21 protein-coding genes are annotated in these 23701 nt (G+C 47.4%); 17 read left to right on the top strand and 4 right to left on the bottom strand.

Going from position 1 to position 23701, the window contains the following annotated elements:
* Window positions 1–369 precede the first annotated feature (369 nt).
* Window positions 370–1305 carry a hypothetical protein gene (locus tag EKM99_RS14370; protein ID WP_125584089.1) on the top strand — a complete coding sequence of 312 codons (936 nt, stop codon included), beginning with the start codon at window positions 370–372 and terminating at the stop codon, window positions 1303–1305.
* Between the two features lie 328 nt (window positions 1306–1633).
* Entirely contained in the window at window positions 1634–2920 is a 1287-nt protein-coding gene (locus EKM99_RS14365; protein ID WP_125584088.1) for a MucBP domain-containing protein, read from the top strand.
* Window positions 2921–2999: 79 nt separating this feature from the next.
* Here EKM99_RS14365 and EKM99_RS14360 read toward each other — a convergent pair whose 3' ends face one another.
* The gene (locus EKM99_RS14360) at window positions 3000–3266 is read right to left on the bottom strand and encodes a type II toxin-antitoxin system Phd/YefM family antitoxin (RefSeq protein ID WP_125584087.1); all 267 of its coding nucleotides are present in this window, start codon (window positions 3264–3266) and stop codon (window positions 3000–3002) included.
* 96 nt (window positions 3267–3362) lie between these two features.
* On the bottom strand, window positions 3363–4064 hold the full coding sequence (locus EKM99_RS14355) for a Crp/Fnr family transcriptional regulator (protein WP_125584086.1): 702 nt from the start codon (window positions 4062–4064) through the stop codon (window positions 3363–3365).
* 87 nt (window positions 4065–4151) lie between these two features.
* Between EKM99_RS14355 and EKM99_RS14350 the strand changes: the two genes are divergently transcribed.
* The 6 genes from EKM99_RS14350 to EKM99_RS14325 all read left to right on the top strand — a co-directional run bounded on the left by EKM99_RS14350 (window position 4152) and on the right by EKM99_RS14325 (window position 10020).
* Entirely contained in the window at window positions 4152–4904 is a 753-nt protein-coding gene (locus tag EKM99_RS14350; protein ID WP_125584085.1) for an SDR family NAD(P)-dependent oxidoreductase, read from the top strand.
* A gap of 445 nt (window positions 4905–5349) precedes the next feature.
* Window positions 5350–6474 (top strand): ABC transporter ATP-binding protein, encoded by a 1125-nt coding sequence (locus tag EKM99_RS14345; RefSeq protein WP_125584084.1) that lies wholly within the window; start codon window positions 5350–5352, stop codon window positions 6472–6474.
* A complete protein-coding gene (locus tag EKM99_RS14340; RefSeq protein WP_164511618.1) occupies window positions 6471–7166 on the top strand; it encodes an ATP-binding cassette domain-containing protein in 696 nt (231 codons plus the stop codon). The genes EKM99_RS14345 and EKM99_RS14340 overlap by 4 nt, the downstream gene beginning before the upstream one ends.
* Window positions 7159–9024 carry an ABC transporter ATP-binding protein gene (locus tag EKM99_RS14335; RefSeq protein WP_164511617.1) on the top strand — a complete coding sequence of 622 codons (1866 nt, stop codon included), beginning with the start codon at window positions 7159–7161 and terminating at the stop codon, window positions 9022–9024. The genes EKM99_RS14340 and EKM99_RS14335 overlap by 8 nt, the downstream gene beginning before the upstream one ends.
* Before the next feature lie 197 nt (window positions 9025–9221).
* Window positions 9222–9500, top strand: a complete 279-nt coding sequence (locus EKM99_RS14330) for a hypothetical protein (protein WP_125584081.1) — start codon at window positions 9222–9224, stop codon at window positions 9498–9500.
* A gap of 49 nt (window positions 9501–9549) precedes the next feature.
* Window positions 9550–10020 (top strand): hypothetical protein, encoded by a 471-nt coding sequence (locus EKM99_RS14325; protein ID WP_125584080.1) that lies wholly within the window; start codon window positions 9550–9552, stop codon window positions 10018–10020.
* Window positions 10021–10183: 163 nt separating this feature from the next.
* Here EKM99_RS14325 and zwf read toward each other — a convergent pair whose 3' ends face one another.
* On the bottom strand, window positions 10184–11671 hold the full coding sequence (gene zwf, locus EKM99_RS14320) for a glucose-6-phosphate dehydrogenase (RefSeq protein WP_125584079.1): 1488 nt from the start codon (window positions 11669–11671) through the stop codon (window positions 10184–10186).
* Between the two features lie 566 nt (window positions 11672–12237).
* Here zwf and EKM99_RS14315 point away from each other — a divergent pair.
* Window positions 12238–12699, top strand: coding sequence for a hypothetical protein (locus EKM99_RS14315; RefSeq protein ID WP_125584078.1), 462 nt, complete (start codon window positions 12238–12240; stop codon window positions 12697–12699).
* A gap of 70 nt (window positions 12700–12769) precedes the next feature.
* Entirely contained in the window at window positions 12770–13585 is an 816-nt protein-coding gene (locus EKM99_RS14310; protein ID WP_125584077.1) for an aminoglycoside N(3)-acetyltransferase, read from the top strand.
* A 523-nt stretch (window positions 13586–14108) separates the two neighbouring features.
* Here EKM99_RS14310 and EKM99_RS14305 read toward each other — a convergent pair.
* Window positions 14109–14951: an aldo/keto reductase gene (locus EKM99_RS14305; RefSeq protein ID WP_125584076.1), complete on the bottom strand. Its 843-nt coding sequence runs from the start codon at window positions 14949–14951 to the stop codon at window positions 14109–14111.
* A gap of 670 nt (window positions 14952–15621) precedes the next feature.
* Between EKM99_RS14305 and EKM99_RS14300 the strand changes: the two genes are divergently transcribed.
* From EKM99_RS14300 to EKM99_RS14270, 7 genes are all read left to right on the top strand, one after another.
* The gene (locus EKM99_RS14300; RefSeq protein WP_125584075.1) at window positions 15622–16503 is read left to right on the top strand and encodes a hypothetical protein; all 882 of its coding nucleotides are present in this window, start codon (window positions 15622–15624) and stop codon (window positions 16501–16503) included.
* Window positions 16504–16520: 17 nt separating this feature from the next.
* Complete coding sequence (gene proC, locus EKM99_RS14295; RefSeq protein WP_125584074.1) at window positions 16521–17324, top strand: pyrroline-5-carboxylate reductase; 804 nt, start codon at window positions 16521–16523, stop codon at window positions 17322–17324.
* Between the two features lie 17 nt (window positions 17325–17341).
* Window positions 17342–18343: a proline racemase family protein gene (locus EKM99_RS14290; protein WP_125584073.1), complete on the top strand. Its 1002-nt coding sequence runs from the start codon at window positions 17342–17344 to the stop codon at window positions 18341–18343.
* A gap of 61 nt (window positions 18344–18404) precedes the next feature.
* Entirely contained in the window at window positions 18405–19112 is a 708-nt protein-coding gene (locus EKM99_RS14285; protein ID WP_125584072.1) for a FadR/GntR family transcriptional regulator, read from the top strand.
* A 15-nt stretch (window positions 19113–19127) separates the two neighbouring features.
* Window positions 19128–20513 carry a glutamate mutase L gene (locus EKM99_RS14280; RefSeq protein WP_125584071.1) on the top strand — a complete coding sequence of 462 codons (1386 nt, stop codon included), beginning with the start codon at window positions 19128–19130 and terminating at the stop codon, window positions 20511–20513.
* Window positions 20514–20526: 13 nt separating this feature from the next.
* Window positions 20527–22272 (top strand): cobalamin-dependent protein, encoded by a 1746-nt coding sequence (locus tag EKM99_RS14275; protein ID WP_125584070.1) that lies wholly within the window; start codon window positions 20527–20529, stop codon window positions 22270–22272.
* A gap of 324 nt (window positions 22273–22596) precedes the next feature.
* Window positions 22597–23412 (top strand): Ig-like domain-containing protein, encoded by an 816-nt coding sequence (locus EKM99_RS14270; protein WP_125584069.1) that lies wholly within the window; start codon window positions 22597–22599, stop codon window positions 23410–23412.
* Window positions 23413–23701 lie beyond the last annotated feature (289 nt).

Raw genomic sequence — 23701 nt, 5'->3', positions numbered from 1 at the left:
GCCACGACATATCAACTTCACTACCACTTTACGCCAAAACGAAAGTGGTGAGGAAAGATTCCGTCGAATCATTTCTCGCCACTAAGGTTAGTCTGTTTTCAACTCCAGCAATTTTTGGATTAATTACACTTATACTTGTCATTAGTGGAATTACTCGACTGTTAATCAATAAATTTAAAAGTGACTATGAACTATGGGCAACTTTAGGCGCTAACTCCTCGCAGCTTGCTTTATTGATTAGTGGTCAGATGAGCCTATCAGGGATGATAGGGGGGGGTATTAGGCTATTTTCTCGCTTATCCACTAGTCGGTTCATTCTATTCTTGGGTTCGGACTACTCCAGGAATGCGTGAGTTTCCGCTGATTCACATGAGTTTGCAGATCAGCTCTTTGCTATTAACCATGCTTGTCATGGGCATCGTCATTGGTATTATGGGGTTCATCAATAGTAAAAGAATTTTCTCTGGCATACATACCAAACGTGGAATAATGAAGCAGCAGAAAAACGGCTTGTCACTCTTTGGTTATATTTGGTGCGTAATCACGTATGGTGGATTAATTTATGTGTACAGTCTTTTCTATAAGAATCCCCTGAGCCTAGCCAAACTATTTGGAAGTCCTTCTTTGGAAAATGCTTATTTGCAGGCGCTGTTAGCTTTGATTATTCTAATGATATTGGCCATCAATGCATCAGAAACACTGATATTGCCCATATTGATGAAATCTCTTCCGTATTGGTATCCGACAACATTAATGAAAACATTTAGGACAGCATTTTGGAGTGTATCTGAGAAAAAAGATTTTTTGCGATCTGTTACAATGCCATTGTTTATTTTTTCTCTGATATCATCTTTCTTTATGTATATGGCGTTTGATTTAGCCAATGTGGCTAGCAGGCGAAACTTATCAGAAATTATCGGAACTCTTATCCTTTTTCTAGGGGCACCATTTTTGATTATTTTAGCCAATACTATTTCTTTAACGATAATTTCAAGTTCCCAACGATCTAGTAGCACGCATAGACTACAGATTATTGGCTTTTCATTAACAGATCTTTTAAGTGAAAAATGCGCTGAAGCAAGTATATATGGCATTATTGTGTTCATACAGGGTGTAATAGGCAATGCTTTACTGTATGTTTCGATATTACAAGCTTCTTACTCCACCCATACTCAAATGCACGATGGCTGGTTGTCAGTTACCTGGTTACCTGCAGTTGCAGGTTTGATAGTCTTTCTCTTTATTCTGATTGTGGATGGCACCTACGTTTGTCGTATTAGCCTGTCTGCCCAGGCAGAACAATAAAATAATGACTTACCCGTTTGTCAAACGTTACTTGAGGGGTCTCCTTTTGTTCAATAACAGTAAGCACCCAATAACTGACCGTATTGAAAACTAAAAAATAAAGCGAACTCTCGTTTTTTTTGAGAGTTCGCTTTATTTGCCGAGCTCATGCCGGACTGGCCTCTTTAAAATGTGTGCGGACGCCAGCGAAGAAGCACGCGTTCGTGGCTTCCAGGGAACCAATCAGTGATTGACAACGAGAGTGTTTAAGCATAATTTTAATTGTGGAGAGTCATCATAGTTTAAATAGTGGCAGGAAATAATCGCCAAGCCAAAGGGAGAGCAGCTTATGCGCAGAGGAGCCAGATTCGGCTGGCCAGACCGCCAACTACTGATTGCCGTGTTAGTGGTGACCGGTGTGACAGTCAGTTCAGGATTAACCGGTCGGGCAGCTGATCAGCCGACCAACCATCAGGAAAGTGCAGTGACCACCGCACCTGCAGCAACTCAGGAGTCGCTACCCCAGGTCACTGGCACCAGTGACGCTAACGGTGACGAATCAGCATCGGCGGAGACCGACAGCGTAACGGCTGCGCAGAAAATAACTACTGGTGCGGCCAACGCTCAGTCAACGGATCAGGATTTGGTGTCAGAACCAGCCGAGTTGCCCGGTAAATCCCAAGCGTCGCGGACTGGGGCCCAAGCAACGGCTAGTTTGAAACATACCTCGCAGGTAGCTGTCTCGGCGTCAAAGGCCGCATCAGCCACGAAAGTTCCTGCCAGCAGCCAGCAACAAACGGCAACGGTCACGGTCCGGTACGTCATGGACACCGGTGGCAAGCTGGGCCAGAAGACGCTAACGGGTCAAGTTGGGGACAGTTTTACGGTACACGCGCGAAAGTACGCACCAGCCAAGGACTTCATCCTGCGTGGTGCTTCCACGGTTAATGGCGTTTTTAAAGCTAACCGGCAGACGGTGACCTTTGTCTACCAGGTGCCGCGAGTCACGGCGACCACGCACCAAGGGGTAACTATTTTCAAAGTGGTGTACGGCGATAAGCGGCTGAAGTACGTGCAGATCAGTGATGGTGATTTTGAAATCACGGTGGCAAAAAATTCGCAGGGCATTCGGCTGGCAACGATTCGGAAGGCCGGCCTCGCGACCATGGGCCAAACGGTGGTTCTCAGAAACAACAGCACGAATCACTTTGGTCGGCAGCTGGGGTTCTTTGACACCCAATCCGCTGGTTATGTTTTTGAGAGCATACCGCACAGCTCCAAAATGAAAATTTTGAAAATTGATAATCAAACTGGTCAGGTGACGGTTAAACGGGTTCGGTTCACAGCTAATATGGGTTCGGCGGCGGCCGCAAACGTGCTGGGTGTCCAGCACACGGCGGCGTTCAAAGCGTTCTGGCATAGAATAAAACCACTGACCAGTACCAACGTTAACCATGATCGGCAGAACCTAGCACGACAGGCGACCGCGTCCGGCACTAGCAAACAACGATCAGCGATGCCTCAGCGCAGGCTGCCGCAAACCAGCGAAAATCAGCCGCAGCTGGGTAGAGTGGGTTACTTGGGCTTACTGTTGAGCCTGCTCGTGCCAGTTTATTGGCGGAAAAAACAACTGTAAGATTACAGACGAAAGGGACCATGGCGGTTGTCATAGTCCCTTTTGTCATGGTTGCTTTAGGGTTCAATCAGGACACAACTTAATCCGCATCCGTCGAACCCGCCTGGTCTGGCTTCTGCGACTGCCCACTCGCCAGTTGCAGTTTAGCAGCCTCCAACCACGCCAAGTTCGTTGCGTTGCCTTGGACGTGAAGATTTTCCAGTAAGTTGGCGTACATGTCGGCCGAGATGACCACGACGTTTGGCTTGTGTTTGCGGACGACGGTGAGGGGCTCACAGTCGTCGGTGACCTGGTTTAAGTGCGTTTTTAAATGATTTTTGAAATCGGAATAGGTCGTTGCTATCATGGGAAACCTCCTGTTGGGTGAATGGGTAATCTGTGATGTTCTCAGTGTACAACGACCAGCGGGGAGTGGCGGCGATTTTGCCTCAGTGATGGGGTCTCAGGTATTCTCGTTGTAAGCAGCGTCTGCCAACAATTCCGGACTACACTGCTGCACCAACGCCGGCCAATCCACGACCGTCAACGTTTTGCGCGCCGTGGTCACGATGCCCAGGGCCCGCAATTTTTGCAGCACGCGGGTGAACGTTAACAGCGGCAAGCCCACGTTACTGGCCATCGCCGCCTGCGTGAGAACGACGCCGTGGGGCTTCAACAATTTTTCGTATTGGTAAAGGTAGTTACAGACCTTCGTCAGGCTATCCTGCGTGGCTAAAATGACCGCGTCGTACAGCAGGATGCCACTGAAGTCCGCGTACTGCCGCAACATGGCCATGGCAAATTGGGGATCGGTCGCCAGGGCCGTTGCCAGGTCCCGCTGGGGAATTGGCGTGACCACGGCGTCCGTTTGCGCTTGGACCAAAAAGGCGTCGCGCTCCATCCGGTATTGCCGTTCCACCGGACTGTAGAGGGGAAATAGGCCGCCCGGTCCAATGAACAGTTCAGTTTTCTCGCTCCCCGTATCGGCGTCCAAAATGTAGAACCGCAAGATCCCTTGCTGGACGTAGAAACTCCGCGTCATGAATTCGCCAATGGTGACCAGCTGATCGTTGGGTTGAAAGGCTTGCGTCGGCCGTTTTGCCGTTAAGGTTGGCCGAAAGGGCGTAAACGTCCCGTCGTAATAATATTCAGGAATTTTGAGCATGTTGTCCGTCCACCTCACTTGATGTATAAGCGCTTTCAATTATAGCCTAAAATGACCCCAGAGAACGAAATTAAGGAGTGATAGGTTATGACAAAACAAGTAGCGTTGGTTACCGGTGGCACGAGTGGGATTGGGTTGGCAACCGCCCAGAAGTTTGTACAGGAGGGCTACGAGGTGGTGGCCGCCAGCGTGGATTCGGCGGATAAGGTGGCGGCGGCCAAGCACCAGATTGGCCCAGCACATTTCAGTGTGGTGACCTGTAACGTGGCCGACCCAGCAGCCGTACAACAGACGGTGACCGCGGTGGTCGAAGAATATGGGCGGATCGACGTCTTGGCCAACGTTGCCGGCATCTTAGCCAAGGAGGTTGACCTGACAGACGCTGACTTGGCCGACGTGGAACGGACGATTCAAATCAATTTGCTGGGCAGCATCTACGTGGCCAAAGCGGTGGCCGTGGTCATGAAGGCCCAGGGCAGTGGGACCATCATCAACGTCGGCTCGATTGACGGCGTGATGGCGAACCACGAGTCCATCGCCTACCACGCGTCTAAGGGCGGCATTCACATGTTCACCAAGGCGCTGGCCCGCGAGCTGAGTCCGTTTGGTATTCGGGTGGTTTGCGTGGCGCCTGGTTGGGTCGACACGGGGATGGTCCCAGACAAGGCCCGCGCGTACGGGTCGAAATTGTTGATGAAGGGCCGCCTGATTACCACGGCAGAGTTGGCCGGCGCCATCTGGCTGATGACGTTGCCGGAAGCCGCCGCCATTAACGGCAGTGTGGTGATGGCGGACGATGGGTATGCGGAGTTTAAGGGTTTAGGGATTTTGGATTTGTAAGGGAATTGAGATTGGTTTCTCCAAGGTCTGATTTAGGGCAAAAATGTTTATGGACTAACAATGCAAGCCGGAAGGAAGGTGTACAAAGATTGTTGAAGTGATTGTGGCCATTACCGCAGATAGCGGTGATGGCCTTTTGAGTTGGGTTGGGGTACCAGCTAAAGGGGATGAGTGGATATAAGCAGGTTGTACATAGAATGAGTACTGGGATATAATAGTGTCATTAGAATATAACTAATCTAATTTTAATAAAAATGGGTTTTTCCTAATTTAAAATATGCTTGCTGAAAGGGTAGCTAGAGAAAAAATAAGATTTATGATGAGAACCAGACAGAGTGCCAGAAGGAACATAAGGGGAGTTAGGCGGAAAGTGGTTACCTTTGTAATTAATGATTTAAAATAACGTGAATCACTGACTGATGACTTTAAGCATGGGGGGATAGCAATGGCAACAACGTACAAACGACAAACGACTTTTAACAATATCGGCTGGTATCTAAAAAAAGCATCAAAAAAATTTCCGAGGTTAAAATATGGGTTGCCAATTAATGTGCTAAGTAGCTTAGTTCTCTTGGTAGCAACTAGTGGCGTTCCCGCTTTAATTGTTTGGGCACTACAGCGAGCGTTGAACGTGTCTCTATTTACGATGTTGATTTTGACAATTTGTATTGGGTTAGGCTGCTTAATGTGGGGACAAGCGACCTATAAGACCTGGCTGACTTGGGAGAATGCGAACTTGCGGATGCAACTCACAGTTGATGACGGCATGGGATTTTTAAGCTCACCATTTGAAGATGCCATCAATACTAGTATTCAGAAGCAGCGGGTAGCGAGTGCACGGCACGGTTACGAAGATGATGGCAGCGGGGTCGATGTTCTTTGGCCAAACTTTGTGAATTTGTGTGCTACGCTGAGCTCAGTCTGTGTTATAGCTGGATTGACCCTAATGATTACATGGTGGAGCCCGATTGTAGTTTTACTTTTTACAGGTTTATCAGGTGTCGTCTTGGTCAGGTTCAATGAGCGCCAGGAAAAATTAAAAGCCAGTTTAGATGAATCAAACTTTGTTCAAAAATACCTGTATCAAGAAGCGTTCAAGCTTGGCGCAGGGAAAGACATTCGGTTATACCATCTGCAGGATCAATATCGCAAAAAAATTGATGAGACCTATAACTGCGTAATCGAAACGCAGAAGAAAATGAATTGGCAAAAGGTAAAATCAATTAGTATCATCTGCTTATTGGATTGTTTTCAATTACTTCTCGTGTATCTTCCCCTAGTTTCACGAGCGAGCGCTAACGATATGTCATTACCTACCTTTGCGTTTCTATTCACCTTGTTAGGGACGCTAAGTGCTTTAACGCGAAAGGGTGCAACGGAATTTTCACAGCTGATGTTGGCAAATGAAGACGTCTCGGTTGGGCGCGTGTACCTGGATTATGTGGATGGCCTGGAGTTGCAAGCGGCCGAAGGGAGAAAAAAATTAGCGTTGGCTCGGTTACCGAAATTGCTTTTAGGCATGTTAGCTATCACTATCCAAATAGTAAAGAGCAGATCATTCGTGATGTGAGTTTTACCATCAAAGAGAATGAATCCATTGCACTAGTTGGCCTTAACGGTGCTGGTAAAAGTACCCTAGTTTCTTTGCTTATGGGACTGCTAAAGCCGACAAATGGTGAAATTTTAATCAATGGTATCCCGAGTAGTGCGTTTGATTCACAAGTATATATGCGATTATTTTCGCCCATTTTTCAATTTGGAGCAACCTTTGCTGATACGATTGAGAACAATATCACGCTAACTAATACATCTGATCTATCTGTAGACAGTGCCATAGACCAGGCTGGGCTGACAAAAGACATTCAGGCCCTGCCGGAGGGTAAACATACCAGTCTGACGCAGTATTTGGATGATAAAGGGGTCAGTCTGTCAGGTGGCCAATCCCAGAAGCTAATGTTAGCAAGAGCCCTGTATAAGAATGGTCAAGTGCTGGTATTGGACGAACCAACCGCAGCTTTGGATGCTTTGGCGGAAAGCAATTTATACCAGCAATATCACGAATTAACAAGAGGAAAAATAGCCATTTTTATTTCGCATAGATTGGCATCTACGCAATTTGCCGACACGGTATTTTTTATCAAGGATGGACGCTTAGTAGACACTGGTACACACAGTGAGCTGATGCAGATGAATGAAGAATATGCCAATCTTTACAATGTCCAAAGTCAGTATTACCAGGAAGAAGATGACTCGAATGACTGAGGAGCGCGTACCCACGTTTAAAATGGATTTAGCAAGAATTCGTCTTTACATGCGGCATTCAAATGAACTTTACCCCCATGTTATTGGAATTCAATTCTGGTCATCAATCATTTCAACGATTGGAATATTTGTGAATATCTTCTTTGTTGGGCAGATTATTAACATTCTAGTCCATAGTGGGCAGCAGGATTCGCGTCCACTATGGGTGACCGTTTCTTTCTTGGGAATCTTACTTGTGTTAAATGTGCTTAGCGAATACTTAGGCATTTTAGCTAAGTCTGGATCACACATGATTTTGAAAAACGCAAGTCGGAACTTAGCAGAAAAAATGTTAGTTACAGACTATCCCACGTTCATTAATCCTGAGTTTAGAAAGCTGTATAGTTCGGTTAAAACTGGCTTTATGTACACGGGTGGCTTTACAATTTTTATTTCGGACACGTTGAATGGGATTATTTCTTTTATCACTACCTGTATCTTAGCTGGTGGCTCGTTAATTGTGATGATTAACGCCAAGGGAGCTGAGGGAAGTGCACTGGGAAAGTTTGTCAATTCTCCAATGTTTATACTTGTTGTCGTTATCTTAGTGTTAATTCCCTTAATCAGTTCTCTTCCGATTGCGAAAGCAGAGGGCCGGGTGATGAAAAATTTTTTTGCTTTCAATATTCAGTTTAATCGGGTGATCGATTATTACAGTGAAGTACTTTTCCGGGAACCGGTATTTGGAAAAACACTCAGAATGTATGATGGTGATGGCAATACAATTTCAAGTGCGCGACAGAATATGTATCAGCAGATTAAGAAAGACGGGGACTTCCAAGTCAAGGCAACTCAGATTGCCAGCGTGAACACCTTGATTACTTATGGTGTGGTCGGCCTACTGTACTTGCTGATTTCTATGAAAAGTGCGACGAATGCCATTGGTATCGGTAGCGTGGTCATTTATGTTGGTTACCTCCAACAAGTGATGGCGACACTATCCACGGTGTTTGGCGCTTGGGGAAATCGCGAAGCCTCATTCAGTACCATGGACCAATATATTCAGTTTATGGATTTTCACGATCAAACACACCAGTATGGGGATGACGACCTTCCTGAAATCTCAAAGGGATTCCAGATTACATTCAGCGATGTTAGCTATCGGTATCCGGGAAGCACAAAGCTGGCCTTAAGCCACGTGAATATGACAATACATGCAGGTGAACGCTTGGCAATTGTCGGGCCAAACGGTAGTGGTAAGACGACATTGGTCAAGTTGTTAGTACGGCTGATTGTGCCGACTACGGGAACAATTAGCATAAATGGTGTTGACATAAACAAGTTGAGTTCGGAAAGATACCACGCATTATTTGCTGTTGTTTTCCAAGACTTTTCGCTGTCCGGATCTTCAATCAATGATAATGTTGCAGCGGACCAAACAATCAATGAACGGCAGGCCGAGAGTGCTATGCAATTAGCGGGAATCTGGCAGAAAGTTTCTGGATTGCCACAGGCAGGCCACACGAGTGTTGGCACGCAATTAGATGACAATGGCATTCAATTTTCAGGTGGGGAGCGGCAAAAAATTGCGATTGCCCGGGCCTGGTATAAGGATGCACCAATTGTTGTTCTGGATGAACCAACGTCAGCGTTAGACCCCATCTCGGAAGAGGAAGTCTATGAACATTTTGATAACCTAGTTGCAGGTAAAACAGCAATCTATATCTCTCACAGAATGAGTTCTACTCGTTTCAGTTCGCGAATAGTCGTCTTTAACGCAAGCGAAATTGTAGAGAGTGGAACTCATGAAGTGCTCATGAAACAGAAGGGACTGTACTTCAAGCTTTATTCTGAGCAGGCGAAATACTACGCAAATTAATAGTCCAAACAAAAAACGACAACCCACAACAGGTTGTCGTTTTTAACATCTTAATTTAGTTCAAGGAAAACATACTGGTTAGTTCTAGGTGGCAACTTAATAAGAAACTTTGCGTACAGGACTCACTGAAAAGGGCTATACTTCGCTACACCTTGTAAGGCAGGTACGTGTGAGTTTAAATTAGAGGAGGAATTTGTATGAAAAAATCAAGGATTTTCGTTTTAATTGTAGCTACGTTATTTCTCTCTGGTGCACCGGTTTCAGTTTTTGCTGCGAAAGCAGTGCCAGCAGATCGACAATCTCATGTTGAACGAAACAAAGTAGCACGGCATAAGCCATTAAAGAAATCAAAACTAAAGGTTAAATTAGCGAACTACCAGCTGGAATCTTCAGGCACTGAAAGTGTTATGTATGGTCAAGGTGGCAGCGGCGTAGGGGGGGATGTTTTCGGCTGGGCAATGTCTTTGTTTGGGTAGCCGATAGCGTCTGATGACGGAAGGTACTTCTGGTTTGGGGGTACCAAATATGAAGATGAGTAAATTGATAATTGATGCAAGCTTAAAACGCAAGGCTAACTATGGTGTGGCCTACATTTTAGGGATTACAACGTACCTAATCTTAATTTTTTTAAATTGTCGCTGGGTGTATGGCAGGTTTATTTTTGTCTGGGATGTTGTATCCTGGTATTTGACGCTCAGTTTTATTTTCATCTTTCCCCTTGAATGTATTGTGGGTGAGAAATTGATTGTGGGTCATTATCGAAAATACCGAGATTCACCCCCGGACTGGCGTGAAGGAGCTGACAATAAGGTCTACTATGCGTTCTTTGGTGGTGCAGCCATTAAAACAAAGAAAAATAAGCGGCTTTTTGAAATCACCTCTTATAATGAGGGCCTTCATAAAATCATTGATATTTTGGGCATCATTCTTGGACCCGTACTGCTAATCTTGTTCTTGATTATATTAACGGTGCAATATCGAACGGGCCTCTGGTGAGGAACCATGGATTTTGACGAGCCTTCTGTCTCTGCCATCCGCAAAGGAAAGAAAGCCGATTACGTCACACTCAGAACTGAGTTTCTTGACTGTTAGCTAGCACGCAGTTCATAGCAAATAAAAAACGACAACCCACAACAGGTTGTCGTTTTAACGTCTTAATTTAGTTGTTCAAACGGTAGATCCATTCACGGTGGTCGCGTTGAATGAGTTCTTCAGCGGCGGCTGGGCCCATTGAATGTGGCGTGTAGTTAGGGAAGTTAGGTGCTTGCAAGTCCCAAACACGACGGATTTGATCCACGAACTTCCAAGCGTAGGAAACTTCTGGCCAACTTGAGAAGTTAGTCCCGTCACCCTTCAAGACGTCGTGTAACAGACGTTCGTAAGGTTCTGGCGTTTCCTTAGACTTTTCAGCATCAACCAAGTAATCCAACTTGATTGGTTCTGTTGAGAAGCCAGCGTCGTTGGTCTTGGCGTTCAATTGCAGAGAGAACCCTGCGTGTGGTTCAACGAAGATCGTCAAAACGTTGGCGGCCAATGGCGTGTTTTGTGATTGTGGGAAGGCAAAGATATCAACCAGGGGACGCTTGAAGACCACGTCGACCCGGGTGAACTTGTCAGCCAACATCTTACCAGTCCGGACGTAGAATGGGGTACCGGACCAACGGTAGTTGTCAAACAACAGCTTGCCGGCAACGAACGTTTCAGTCGTGGAATCAGTTGGGACGTTGTCTTCATGACGGTAGTCTGGTTGGTTGTCGATGGAACCGTATTGACCGCGGACAAAGTTGGTTGCGGCGTCAGCGACGTTGTAGACACGCAGACTCCGTAAGGCCTTGACCTTTTCAGCCCGGATATCGGTATCCGTGAAGGCAACGGGTTGTTCCATGGCTAACAGGGAAACGATTTGCATGATATGGTTTTGGACCATGTCACGTAAAGCCCCACTGTTATCGTAGTATGAAGCCCGTTCTTCGACCCCTAACTTTTCGGAAAGGGTAACTTGGATGTTGTCGATGTACCGGTTGTTCCACAGAGATTCAACCAGCGTGTTCCCAAAACGCAGCGCTTCAATGTTTTGGATCATTTCCTTACCCAAGTAGTGGTCGATCCGGAAGATTTGTTCTTCTTCAAAGGACTTGCTTAAGGCGTCGTTTAATTGCTTAGCAGAGTCAAAGTCGCGACCGAATGGCTTTTCAATGACCAAACGGTTGAAGGCGTCCTTGTTGCCGGACATCAAGCCTTGGGACTTCAAGTCTTGGGCGATTGTGCCGAAGAATTGTGGTGCCATGGACAGGTAGAAAATCCGGTTGCCTTGTAACTTGTATTTCTTATCTAACTTTTCAGCAACGTCCTTCAAAACGGAGTAGTGCGCCGTGTCGGTAACGTCATGTGCTTGGTAGTAGAAATGAGAAATAAAGTCGGTGGCTTCTTTGGAGTCGGCACGGTTACCGCTGTCAGCTAAAGACTTCTTAACTGCGGCGCGGAACTTGTCGTCGTCCAAGGTTTGCCGGGAAGTCCCAACAACCGCGAAATGGGTCCGCAAGTTACCCTTTTGATAGAGGTTAAACAGACTAGGGTAAAGTTTCCGGTAAGCCAAGTCACCGGTACCCCCGAAGAACATGAATAAAGCTGTGCGTTCAGTTGCCACGAGATCGTCACTCCTTATGATTTTAAGTGCGTTATATGAGCAGTATCTACAATATGAGAAACAGTTAGCAATAACTATCGGTTATCCGTGAGCGGTGAGCAGGCCGCCCCGGTTCCGCGAATGGCCTAAAGCATGTCTAGACCACTTCGAGAATTTATTATACGCTACTTTGGCATGAAACGCGACCTTTTTAAAGCAAGAATTTAAAATTTAGACAACCGGTTGCAATTGCGTAAACTCAACGTTTTCACAGCTTTCACGTTTTATGAAAACAATTATATTTACCCGTGAATGTCATGAAAGCGTCTTTCGCTCGGACGGTTTGTGAAATCGCTGCCACCTGTAGTTTAGCAGAAACCGGGGTGAGAGTAACGTCAGACGACGTGGAATTGGGGAAAAGATTTGGGGCGCTCGCCGGGACCGGTCTGCAAAGCCAACTGGTGCTGGGGGGAAACCAATTAGTCCCCGTTGCGACTGTGGCCGAACAAATACCGGGTGCATGTGGCGGTGGTTGGCCCCATGCGCGGTGCATGCCCCTACAATGGGTGAAAAAGGAGACGATCAGAATGAGACACGTTAATGTCAATCGGGGAAGCGGGTTACTGACGGCGCGGCCGAGCCACTACCTCGCGCTGTACGCCAAGGCCCTGCCCCTGTTGGGGATTTTTGAGCTGTTCAATTGCCGGTTTGCGTTCGGCCGCCTGATTTTTACCTGGAATCTGGTGTCGTGGTACCTGCTTCTGTGTTACCTGGCATTTCCGGGAGTGCGCGTGGCTTTGGGAAAACTGTTGCGGCAGCGAGCCGTCAATCATCACGCCCCAGCCGCTCACGAAGCGTTCGGACCCCAAGCGGCCATCTACGCCGCTGGCCTGCCCCTGTTGCCATTTCGCGATTACGCGGGCAGTGAGCAGCGGTTAGTGCCCGGTCTGCTGGGCGCGGTGGTCACCTATTTGTTAGCGCCGGTGCTCTTGGTACTGTTGCCGGTCGGCCGTTATTTCTGGCACACGCCTAAAGCCAGTGCGCGCTGAGGCGGCCAATTGGCCAGGTGATCCCGCGAGGTTAATGGTAAACTAAGACCATTAGAAAAGAGGGATTGCCATGAGTTGGAATCAACACGAAATTCAGACGGTGACCACGGCCGCGGACCTGCGCCAGCTATTTGCGACGCTGGGGTTGACCGTGACCGACACCTGCCTGGTCCACACGGCCCTCAGCGCGTTCGGCTTCATTCCGGGCGGCGAGCAGACGTTAGTGACCACACTAAAGGAAACGCTGCGGGACGGCAACATCGCCATGCCCGCTCAGTCGGCGGATTGGTCGGATCCCGTAGATTGGGGAAATCCGCCAGTTCGCGCCGACTTACAGGCAAAAGTGGTGGCGGGAATGCCGGCCTTTGACCGCGACCGCACACCCTGCCACGGGATTGGCGTCACGCCCGAATACTTTCGCGCGCTGCCAGACACTCGCCGCAGCAATCATCCCACCTGTTCCATGACGGCGTGGGGCCGGGATGCCGAGCACATTTGTGAAACCCCGACGCTGGACCTGCCGTTCGGACAATCGGGGCCGCTCCAGAAGCTCTACGACTTAGACGCCAAGGTGCTGTGCCTGGGCACGCCCTTTGAAAATGCCACGGCGCTTCACCTGGCGGATTCTACGATTGGCCGGCCCACGCATTTGGAACGGGCGCCAATTACCGTGGCCGGCAAGACGCAGTGGGTGAGCTACGAAATGGCCCCGCTGGAACCGTATGACGATTTCAATGAAATGGGCGCCACGTTCATGGCTGCCCAGCCAGACGCCGTTCGAGAGGTAACCATTGGCGAGGGGCGGCTGGCCCGCGTCATGTCGATGCGCATCTTGGTCGATTTCGCACGGTCCTATTACCGGGCAAAGGATTTAGCGGCTAATTAGTCCGCGACACGGTGCGCTGAACTGCCTCCGGGCTGGTGAAAATGAGACCGGATCGCTGTGGGCGGCCGCCTGGAGCCGAAACAGTCGTGGCGTCCGTTCCCGGCGGCGAGTTCAAGGTGCCCTGCTGTGGGGCCCGGTTCCGGCCTGAGAAGCGGTCCTCCACCTCGACTTGGAGCTTCCCTGAGAACCGTGAATCTCCAAGGTCGGCCCATGGCCTAAGCTGAGAAAAAAATCGCTCAGCTAATGCCATCGACACAGCTGGGCACCTTGACTCGCCTCTGGTCACTTTACACGGATGCTCTCGTCTACAGTTGTGGTAACCCGTCGCTGGTTCATTTTCACCAGCCCTGCGGTAGATTGCGGTGGCGTGATAAATTTTCCGCGGCGATTGTGGCGTTGGTAAGACGTCCATATCCTGCCAACTAGTTTGAAGTCTAAAACTAATCCAACTAAATAGGGATAGAAAAACGCGTGACCCGGAAAATTGGGTCACGCGTTTTATATCTGTTCTTAATTTAAAAAGCTAGTCAGCCAACGCCTTCAAAGCGTCGAAGTCCGCCTGACTCAGGTCAATGTCTTGGCCGTGAATATTTTGTAATTCGTGGTCGCTGGACTTGGTGCCGGGGATTGGGAGAATCACGTCGGAACGCTTCAACAGCCATGCCAAGGCAATCTGGGCTGGTGAGGCATCGTACTTCTGCGCGATGGTCGTTAGCGTCGGGTTGTTAATGAGTTGGCCAGTTGCTAACGGGAACCACGGGATAAAGGCGATGTGGTGGGCGTCGGCGTAGTCTAAGACGTCTTCGTCCTGGCGATTACTGAGGTTGTACATATTTTGAACGGAGGCAATCGGCGCAATCTTTTCAGCCGCCCTGAGTTGGTCAACGGAGACCTGGCTCAGGCCGATGTGCTTGATCTTACCCTCGTCTTGCATGGCCTTCAACACGCCAATTTGGTCAGCTAACGGGACGGTCGGGTCGATTCGGTGGAGCTGAAGCAGGTCGATGTGGTCGAGCCCCAGGCTAAAGAGGTTCAGCTCGACCTGTTGCCGCAGGTAGGCGGGCACACCAGTCGGCGTCCAGATGTTAGGCCCTTGACGCGTTTGACCAACTTTAGTGGCGACCATCACCTGGCTGTTGGGCCGTTCCTGGAGCGCCTGCTTGAGATACAGGTTAGCGAAGAAGGGGCCGTAAGCGTCGGCAGTGTCGATGAAATTCACGCCGTTGTCGATGGCAGTTTCAATCACCTTGACCGCGTTTTCAGGATCCGCCACGGGACCCCAAACGCCGTCGCCAGTCAGTTGCATGGTACCGTAACCCAACCGATTAACCGTTAAGTCGTTATCAAATTTAAATGTTTTTTCCATTAGAGAATACCACCTTGGATTCAGAATGTGTTTACGCACAATAAGTTAGTCTTTTTAGGGGTCAGTGGCAAACATTTTGTCTCCAAAGATGTCAAATCTAATGAATTCAGTTGAACTTAAAGCTACTTTCAGAAAATGTCATATAGTGGATTAAGCAGTCTCGACAGGTTCGCGATAAAGTCAGGGCACTAATTGTTCCTTGGCGGGTTAGAGTAATGGTTAAATTATTCCTTCTGAATATAGCCGTGACGTTAAAAAGTTTCTGCAAATTCGTTAAAACGGGCAAGGAGTTCGTGACAAGCTGTTGCTATTTTCATGAGCTCGGCCATGAAATTGTCTACCAGCTACGTGGCTATACGGTTTCAAAAAGTTAAAAAAGAAAGCGCTAAAAATAATTGTGCTATTTTTAACAAAGTTATTGACGAATTGCAAATGCCAATTTATAATGTATTTGTTGTCAGACAACAGACACATCAATTAAATGGCGAAATAGCTTAATGAAGCAGATAAGCTTATGAGCCGACAATCTAAAATTGTAAAATAGATTTATTTCAGTAAAGAACAGTTTTCACAATCGTGGCACTTTCTTGGTCAATCGCGTACGGAATCATTCGGGTTCCGGCTACGATTAACTGGGGTGATCGTTACTTTGAGATTGGAGATTAATATTATGGTGGTTGTTGTATTGCTTGGGCTACTTGTATTAGTTAACGGGACTTTCGCAGTTAAATTAGTACAGGATATGGCCACACATCGTACTGAGATATTTAAGGAACCGGGAAATAACATTGCTATGTCCATCTATTCATTCTTCTTATTTTTAGCGTCAACACTGGGTATCTCAGATTTTGCAATTTCGATGGCAGTTTACCCCAAGACACACTGGGTCAGCGCCAAGAAAATGCCTGGGACTTTAAATATTCAATGTACAATTCCCGCAGCGGTGATGGCCTTGGCATTTGTGCATTCAATCAAGTTGGATGTCATTACCCTGGTGGTCCCAATCGTCTGCCAAGTGCTCGGCTCTTACCTGAGTCCACGGTATGTCGTGAAGTTGCCAGCCAAAACAATTAAACGCGTAATGGCTTTCGGGTTGTTCTTAGCGGCGGCGTTTATTCTAGCCGGCAAGTTTGGTTTGATGCCTTCGGGTGGAAACGCTACCAGTTTACGAGGATGGAAGTTAGTTGTGCTAGGTGTCACCAACTTTATGTGGGGCGCCTTAAATAACATTGGGATTGGTTCGTACTCAACGACTATGGCCACGGTCTATGCGTTGGGACTCAATCCAGTTGCCGCCTTTCCAATCATGATGGGTTCTAGTGGTTTCTCAGTTCCCGTTGGTTCCATGCAATTCATCAAGTTAGATGCTTACGCCCGTAAAATTAGTCTCTTCTCCTCAATCTTCGGCGTGCTGGGTGTCTTGGTAGCAGTCTTCGTGGTTAAGTCATTAGACATTGCGACCATTCAATGGGTTGTCGTCGTGGTTATTATCTACAGTGCAATTTCAATGCTTCACGACTCATTTAAGACAACAGAAACACAGACTGCTTAAGGGAAGGGAACTTCAATATGTTAAATAAAAAAATTGCGTTTATTGGCGGTGGCAACATGGCTGAGGGGATTATCAAGGCCATGATTCAAGAACAGGCGTGTTCAGCTGAGCAAATTAATGTTTCCGATGTCGTACAGAGTCGGTTGGATTATTTAGCAGAACAGTATCAGCTAAAGACATTTACCAGCATTGCGGAGGCAATCGCGGATGTTCAGATGATTTTCGTTGCCGTCCGACCACAAGATGCGGCTGGCGTTTTCCAGGAGTTAAAGCAAAAGGAACAGAATGGGAGCTTAGTCATTTCAATCTGTGCAGGGATTACCTTGGCAAAGATGCAGAGTGGCCTGGGCGATCAGGCAAGATTAGCGCGGGTAATGCCAAACGTGCTTTCAGATGCACACCATGGGTACTCGGGAATTTGCTTGTCAGCCGAAATCACGAGTGAAGATAAAGCCGACTTGACGACTCTCTTCAACGCCCTTGGCAAATCAATTTTTATTGAAGAAAGCCAATTCGATGCGTTTACTGCCTTTAGTTGCGCGGGCCCGGCCTATATCATGGAGTGCATCTCAGGACTGATTGACGCCGGTGTTCAATCTGGCTTCTCTCGTTCAGCGTCACGCGACATGGTGCTGGAAAACTTTATTGGCTCGGGATTGGCACTGGATCAATCCGGTGAGCATCCCCTGGCCCGGGTGGATAAAATGACCTCTCCAGGTGGTATCACGATTGACGGCATTAGTTCGCTCAATAAGGCCGGCTTAACGGGTATCTTAATGGCTGCGGTTGGTGCAGCACTCAAGCGCACGAAAGAATTGTAGGATGTGAGGCGGTAAAAATGAATTTTACGAAAAGTATTCAGGTGATTGATACCCATACAGTTGGGCAGGCAACACGAATTGTGACGGGCGGACTGCCAATTCTTAAGGGTCACACAATGATGGAAAAGAAGCATTACTTCCAGGAACACTATGATTCAGTTCGGACCATGCTGATGCAGGAACCACGCGGCCACGCTAATATGTTTGGCGCAGTCCTAACTGAACCCACGAATGACCGGGCGGACTACGGTGTGCTCTTCATTGATGGCGCGGGGTGCTTGAACATGTGTGGTCACGGAACCATCGGGGTGGCCACGGCATTAGTTGAAACCAACATGGTCACCGTCACGGAGCCCGTCACCGAGTTAACGTTAGAAATGCCAGCGGGGCTGATTGACGTGAGCGTTGACGTTAAGGATGGCCGCGCGACAAGTGTTCATTTTCAAAATGTCTCCTCGTTTCTATACAAGCGTGACGTCAAAGTTAACTTGCCAACATTAGGTGAGGTGACTTGTGATATCTCATTTGGTGGTAACTTCTTTGCCATTATTAAGGATTCTGAGTTAGGTGTCGACATTGCACCAGAAAACCTAAAAGAAATTGTCCCGAAGGCGTTGTCGTTATTGAAATGTGTGAATGAGCAGGTAGCCGTGAAGCATCCGACCTTAGACATTGATACGGTCGACTTGGTAGAAATTTATGGTGATCCCCGTGATGCGGGCGTCGACAAGCAAAACGTCGTTGTTCTTGGTCAAGGAGAGGTAGACCGCTCACCTTGTGGGACGGGGACTAGCGCCAAAGTTGCCACCCTGGTTGCGAAGCACGAATTGAAGCTGAATGAAGACTTCGTATACGAAAGTATTTTGCGGACGACCTTCAGCGGCAAGGCAATCGCACAGACAAAGGTCGGTGACTACGCAGCGGTTATCCCAGAAATTACGGGTAGTGCGTATATAACTGGGTTTAATCAGTTGGTTCAGGACCCATTGGATCCGCTAGGCGATGGTTTTGTAATTTAGCCTCTGATATAATCTAACCAGTAGTTAGTGAAAAATTTGAGAGGTTAAGAGGTTGATAGTAATGGACAGTTACAATCCATTTAGTGCCATAACATCAGTAAAGAAAAGTCAGTCAGATATTTTGGCCGATGATATTAAGAAGCAAATCATCAGTGGCGTATTGCCAACAGAGAAGGCTTTTCCAAATGAACCAGACCTGTGCAAGGAACTGGGTGTGTCCCGGGCAACACTGAGAGAAGCCTACAAGGTATTGGAAATCCAGGGCTATATCTCACGCACCAAGCACGGGACGTTCGTTAAGGACAAGGAAGATGTCGCTATCGATGGGAACTTTGATGCGTCATTAGAACTGGCCAAGTATAACGATATCATTGAATTCTTGGAGGCACTGGAACCGGAAGCAGTTTCATTAGCCGCCCAGAGAGCTACGCCGGAACAGTTGGCTGAAATTGAAGAGTACATGATTCAATGTGAAAGCCAAAAGGACGTGCCGGGTGCAGTCGAAACGTTGAACTATCAATTTCACTTGAAGATTCGGATGGCGTCACAAAATCAATTGATTGTCAGTGCATTATCGGCCTCATATGATCAATTTAACCAGAAAATTATTCGGCGGTTGATCAAGGGTGACCGGGATGGTTTCTTGGAACAGTGTTTCAAAGAGCACCGGCAATTGTATCAAGCGATTAAGGACGGCAATTCAGAGGAAGCAAAGAAGATTGCGCTTAAGCACTTAAGAGCAGATATCAAACAGTACAAGCTGATATAAAGGAAGCTGGTAAGCATGGCCTACTATGTCTTAGCTGACTTTGGCAGTACCTTTACCAAGGCAGCGGTTGTTAGCCAAGAGCAAGAACGCGTTATTTTTTCAACACAGTACCCATCGACGGTCAATACGGACGCCAGTATTGCACTTGAAAAATGTTTCGCGGATATTGAGGGTGTCATCGGTAAAACTGCCCTGAAGCAGGCGCAAATCAGCGCAACGAGTAGTGCTGCTGGCGGGTTACGCATGGCAGTTATTGGACTGACGGAACGGTTGAGCCTCACAGCTGGCAAGAACGTTGCTTTTGGCGCCGGGGCTAAGATTGTAGGCGTTTCTGCCGGTAAGCTGACTGCGGATAAGATGAAACGACTTCAAGCCATGCCGTTAGAAATGATTCTCTTTTGTGGCGGCTACGAGAAGGGCGCAAGAACGGTTCTGATTCAAAACGCAAAGGTATTGGCGGCTTCAGACATCAATTGTCCGATTATTTTTGGCGGCAATAGTGAAGTCTCCCATGAGGTTCGCTCAATATTAATTCAAGGGAATAAAGAATGTTTTGTGGTTCCCAATATTATCCCGAACGTGGGTGAGCTAGAGACTCGCGGCTGTGAAGAGATTATTCGGGAGTTGTTTATGAAACGCATTATCAACATGAAGGGGCTTAGCAAGATTCAAAAGATTGTTAAGACCATCATTCCAACGCCAGCGGCAGTCTTAGCGGCGGGCAACCTACTTTCAAAGGGCACGGATGACCATGAAGGCTATGGTGAGATGATGATTGTTGATGTTGGTGGCGCGACCACGGACATTCATTCCTACTTAGACAATATGCCAGGAGAAGGCGCTAAGTTGATTGGTGCTCCGGAACCTTATGCCAAGAGAACGGTTGAAGGTGATCTGGGGATGCGCGAGTCTTCGGATACGCTACTGGCAGAGGCCGGCTACGAAACGGTCGCTACAGAGCTAGGAATTGATGTTAAACAGGTGCACGATTCAATCAACGAACGGGTAAACAATCACGACTTTATCGCGGAGACGGGCGCTGAAAAACAACTTGATCAGCAGATTGCCGCCAATGCTGTTAAAATCGCTGTTCGGAGACATTGTGGTCAGTGGGAACCCATTCACAGCAGTAATTGCAGCAAGATTCAGGTCGGCAAGAACCTAGAGAATATTAAATTAGTCATTGGGACTGGTGGACCGGTCATCAATAGTCTTGACCCTGAGAAAATTTTACGAGGTGTCTTAAGACAGAAGAAGGATCGGTACTTATTACTGCCGGAGGAAAGCGCTTTCTTAATTGATCGCGATTATCTCCTGTATGCAGTGGGGTTACTGAGTGAAATTGATCGGGACTTTGCGTTTAAAGTCATGGATAACAGCCTGAAGTCGAAGCAGTCATAGGAGGAATTCAATCATGGAAATCCACATGAATAAGCGGTTTGAATTTAAAGATTTACCTGATATGGCGTCAATCAGAAGTGAAATTGATAAAATTGCTAAAGACGTGACCATTGGTGAAACGCTCTTCATGAAGGAGAAGGGTGTTAAGTCCGAGGCGGAGTATAAGATCAAGATGGCTAAAGAAGGCCATATCATGAAGCACACCCACATTGGCTGGAATTCATGGGATACAACGGCCAAGGGGACTGAAAAAATCTACAATGAATTAACCCGCCGCGGAAGTTACGTCGACCGCTTTGGTTACTGCTTGGATTGGGTCATGGGTGTTCCGGAAAACATGCGGCACTTGCTGCCAGTCGGTACCGGGTTGACCTTTAAGAATCCTGACGAATGGGCTAAAATTGGCCAGGTCGTGCCCGTGCAACCCCATCTAGGTGACCACATGATTGGTTCGTTAAACTCCGTCGAGAACACGGTCAACGCCTTGAATGCCGGTGTGACCACGATGGGTAACATTTCTCAATACTACACCTACGAATACCCTGGCATTGATATGGAAAAAGAACGGGTCATTGGCATGATTGAAGCCATTGGTGTGATGGGAAAGTTTAGAGATCAAGGCACCATTATTCACTCCAACTTAGATGATGGGTTTGGCGCCCAATTCCATGATTTAGCTAATTTGGTTGGCTGGGCCATGGTTGAACGGTATATCGTTGAAGACTTGCTAGGCGGCGGGATGAGTCATTGCTTTGGGAATCTTTTCAGTGACCCAATGCTACGAATCACCTTTAGTCAGGCGATGCTTGAAATCAACAAGACCCATACACCAGGGACGATGGCGTACGGTAACACGATTGATTTTGGCTTCGACTACGAAAGAAACTTTGGGGCACTTTCATCCTATTCACTAGGCGATATTATTGCCCAGCGTCACCTTCCTAGCGGGCACGCCGTTACGGTCATTCCAGTCACGGAAGCCGCTAGAATTCCGTCAGCGGATGAGATTATTCAGGCGCATATGACTGTGGATATGATGATTGAAAAGGCCCAGTATTTTGAACCTTATATTGATTGGGAAAAGATTAAAGCTGACAAGGATATTTTGGTTGCTTGTGGGAGAATCTTCTTTGAACGGGTGCTTAATGGGTTGGACGATATGGACGTCGACATTACCCATCCAGGGGAAATGCTGGCAGCACTTAAAGCAATTGGTCCAGCACAACTAGAAGAAAAGTTTGGGGTCGGTCAGTCAGATAAATTAGCCATGCGTGGTAGAATTCCCGTACGGCCAACGGACATTGTCAGCACCATCAACAAGAAACAAGAAGCGATTACTGACAAGATTGCCGACCTACCTGGATCACTCAAGGGGTACAACGTGATTGTTGGGTCCACTGACGTCCATGAATTTGGCAAGGAAATTGTCAAAAACGTGCTGATCAAAGCCGGGGCAAACGTCTACGACTTGGGCTCCAACGTTTCCGCAACAGAAGTGGTCGATACGATGGGCGAAACGGAATGCAACGTTGTGGTCATGAGTACGTTTAACGGGATTGCCCTCAGCTATGCCAAAGAATTATTTGCTGACGCGAAAAAAGAAGATATTAACGTGAAACTCATTATGGGTGGCTTGCTCAACGAGGTTAAAGACGGCGGTAGCTTGCCGGTTGACGTTAAACCAGAGCTAGTCCAAATGGGTGTGAACTGTGATAACGATGCTGAAAAGTTGGTTGTCAACGTTAAGGCGGCTAGCTAGTGAAACGGTAGACCGCACGGAAACATTGGCAATGATGTCAGGCAAGAAATCATAAGTAGTCCTCAATTGATTGGGGGCTATTTGTGTTCGTTGCCCATTCACTGACATGTGAGAAATGGCCTGACTAGTGGGGATTTCGGGTATTTATTGCGAAATATTCATGGCGGACAAAATGATAAATCAAGTTAATTTTAAGGGTGGTTAAAAAATCCTAAACTCATGTTCGTTTTTAGTTTATTTTGATATAAAATCTGTTATACTACTAGACGGTTAAAAAATTAAATACCGGTTCGAGAATACCGGTAGAATAGGGGTCAGGATATAATGAAAAAAATTATGGTTGCGATGACCGGACTGGTTACCTTAGCTACTATCGGAGCCGCTGCACCAGCTTCAGTAGTGACGCCAACAACGACGGCACACGCCGCAACAACGCACGTGGGTCCTAGCTTGAGTGTTAACGCTATCTACACGTCTTCTGCCAAGGTTTCTGGGACTGCAACGAAGGGTTCTAAGATTACCGTTAAGGCTACCAAGAACGCGAAGAGTAACTTGGCTAGCGGCACAGCTTCCAAGACGACTGGGAAGTATTCAATCAAGTTGTCTAAGAAATTGAAGAAGAACGCGAACGTCTACGTTTACGCTACGAACCCAACAACTAAGACGTCTTTCTACCGGATCGTTCGGGTACAAGCAGCTTCGACTAAGGCTGCCACTACCGCTACGACGACTACCAAGTCAACGTCTACGACCAAGAAGACGACTGCTAAGACCACGACGACTTCTACCAAGAAGGTTGCCAACTATGGCGTGAAGACGCCTACTGGTACTTGGAAGTCCAACACGGCCAACAAGTACTCCCAAAAGATCGTCTTCAGCCAAAAAACTGGTTTTAACCAGACCCTTTACAAGAATGGCAAGAAGGTCAAGACTTTAGTATCCTACGCCAAATACAGCGTTGATGCTAAGACCCCTACGTTCTGGAAGATCACTTACACCCCTAAGGGTTCTAAGACTTCTCAAACGTTATACCTGCGTTTTACGTCCGCTAAGACGTTCAAGATCGTTAACAGCAAGAACCAAGTCGTTGCCGTTAAGGCCGGCGTTGCTCCAGCTGCTAAGTGGACTTTCACCAAGTAATTTAAATGCTAATAAATGGACGACCTCACTGTCATGGCGGGGTCGTTTTTTGATGGGCAAAAACGGTTTTGTATCTTGGCGGTTAAAAGGTTAAAATATGATTGATATAATAATTTTGTTCGATTGGCCGAATCCAGTGCTTCGGGGAGCGTCACGTACTGAATTCAGTCGTTCAAAAGGGGGAACGGCAGCATGCAACGTGCACTTAAAATGGGTCTACACTTTCTGGTATTGGTGAATAACTAATACCGGTTTTTTGTCTGTTTTGAAAATCAGAAAAATAAAAAAG

Source organism: Levilactobacillus cerevisiae (assembly GCF_003946245.1).
GTDB lineage: Bacteria > Bacillota > Bacilli > Lactobacillales > Lactobacillaceae > Levilactobacillus > Levilactobacillus cerevisiae.
This window is presented reverse-complemented; position numbering and strand designations above follow the sequence as displayed.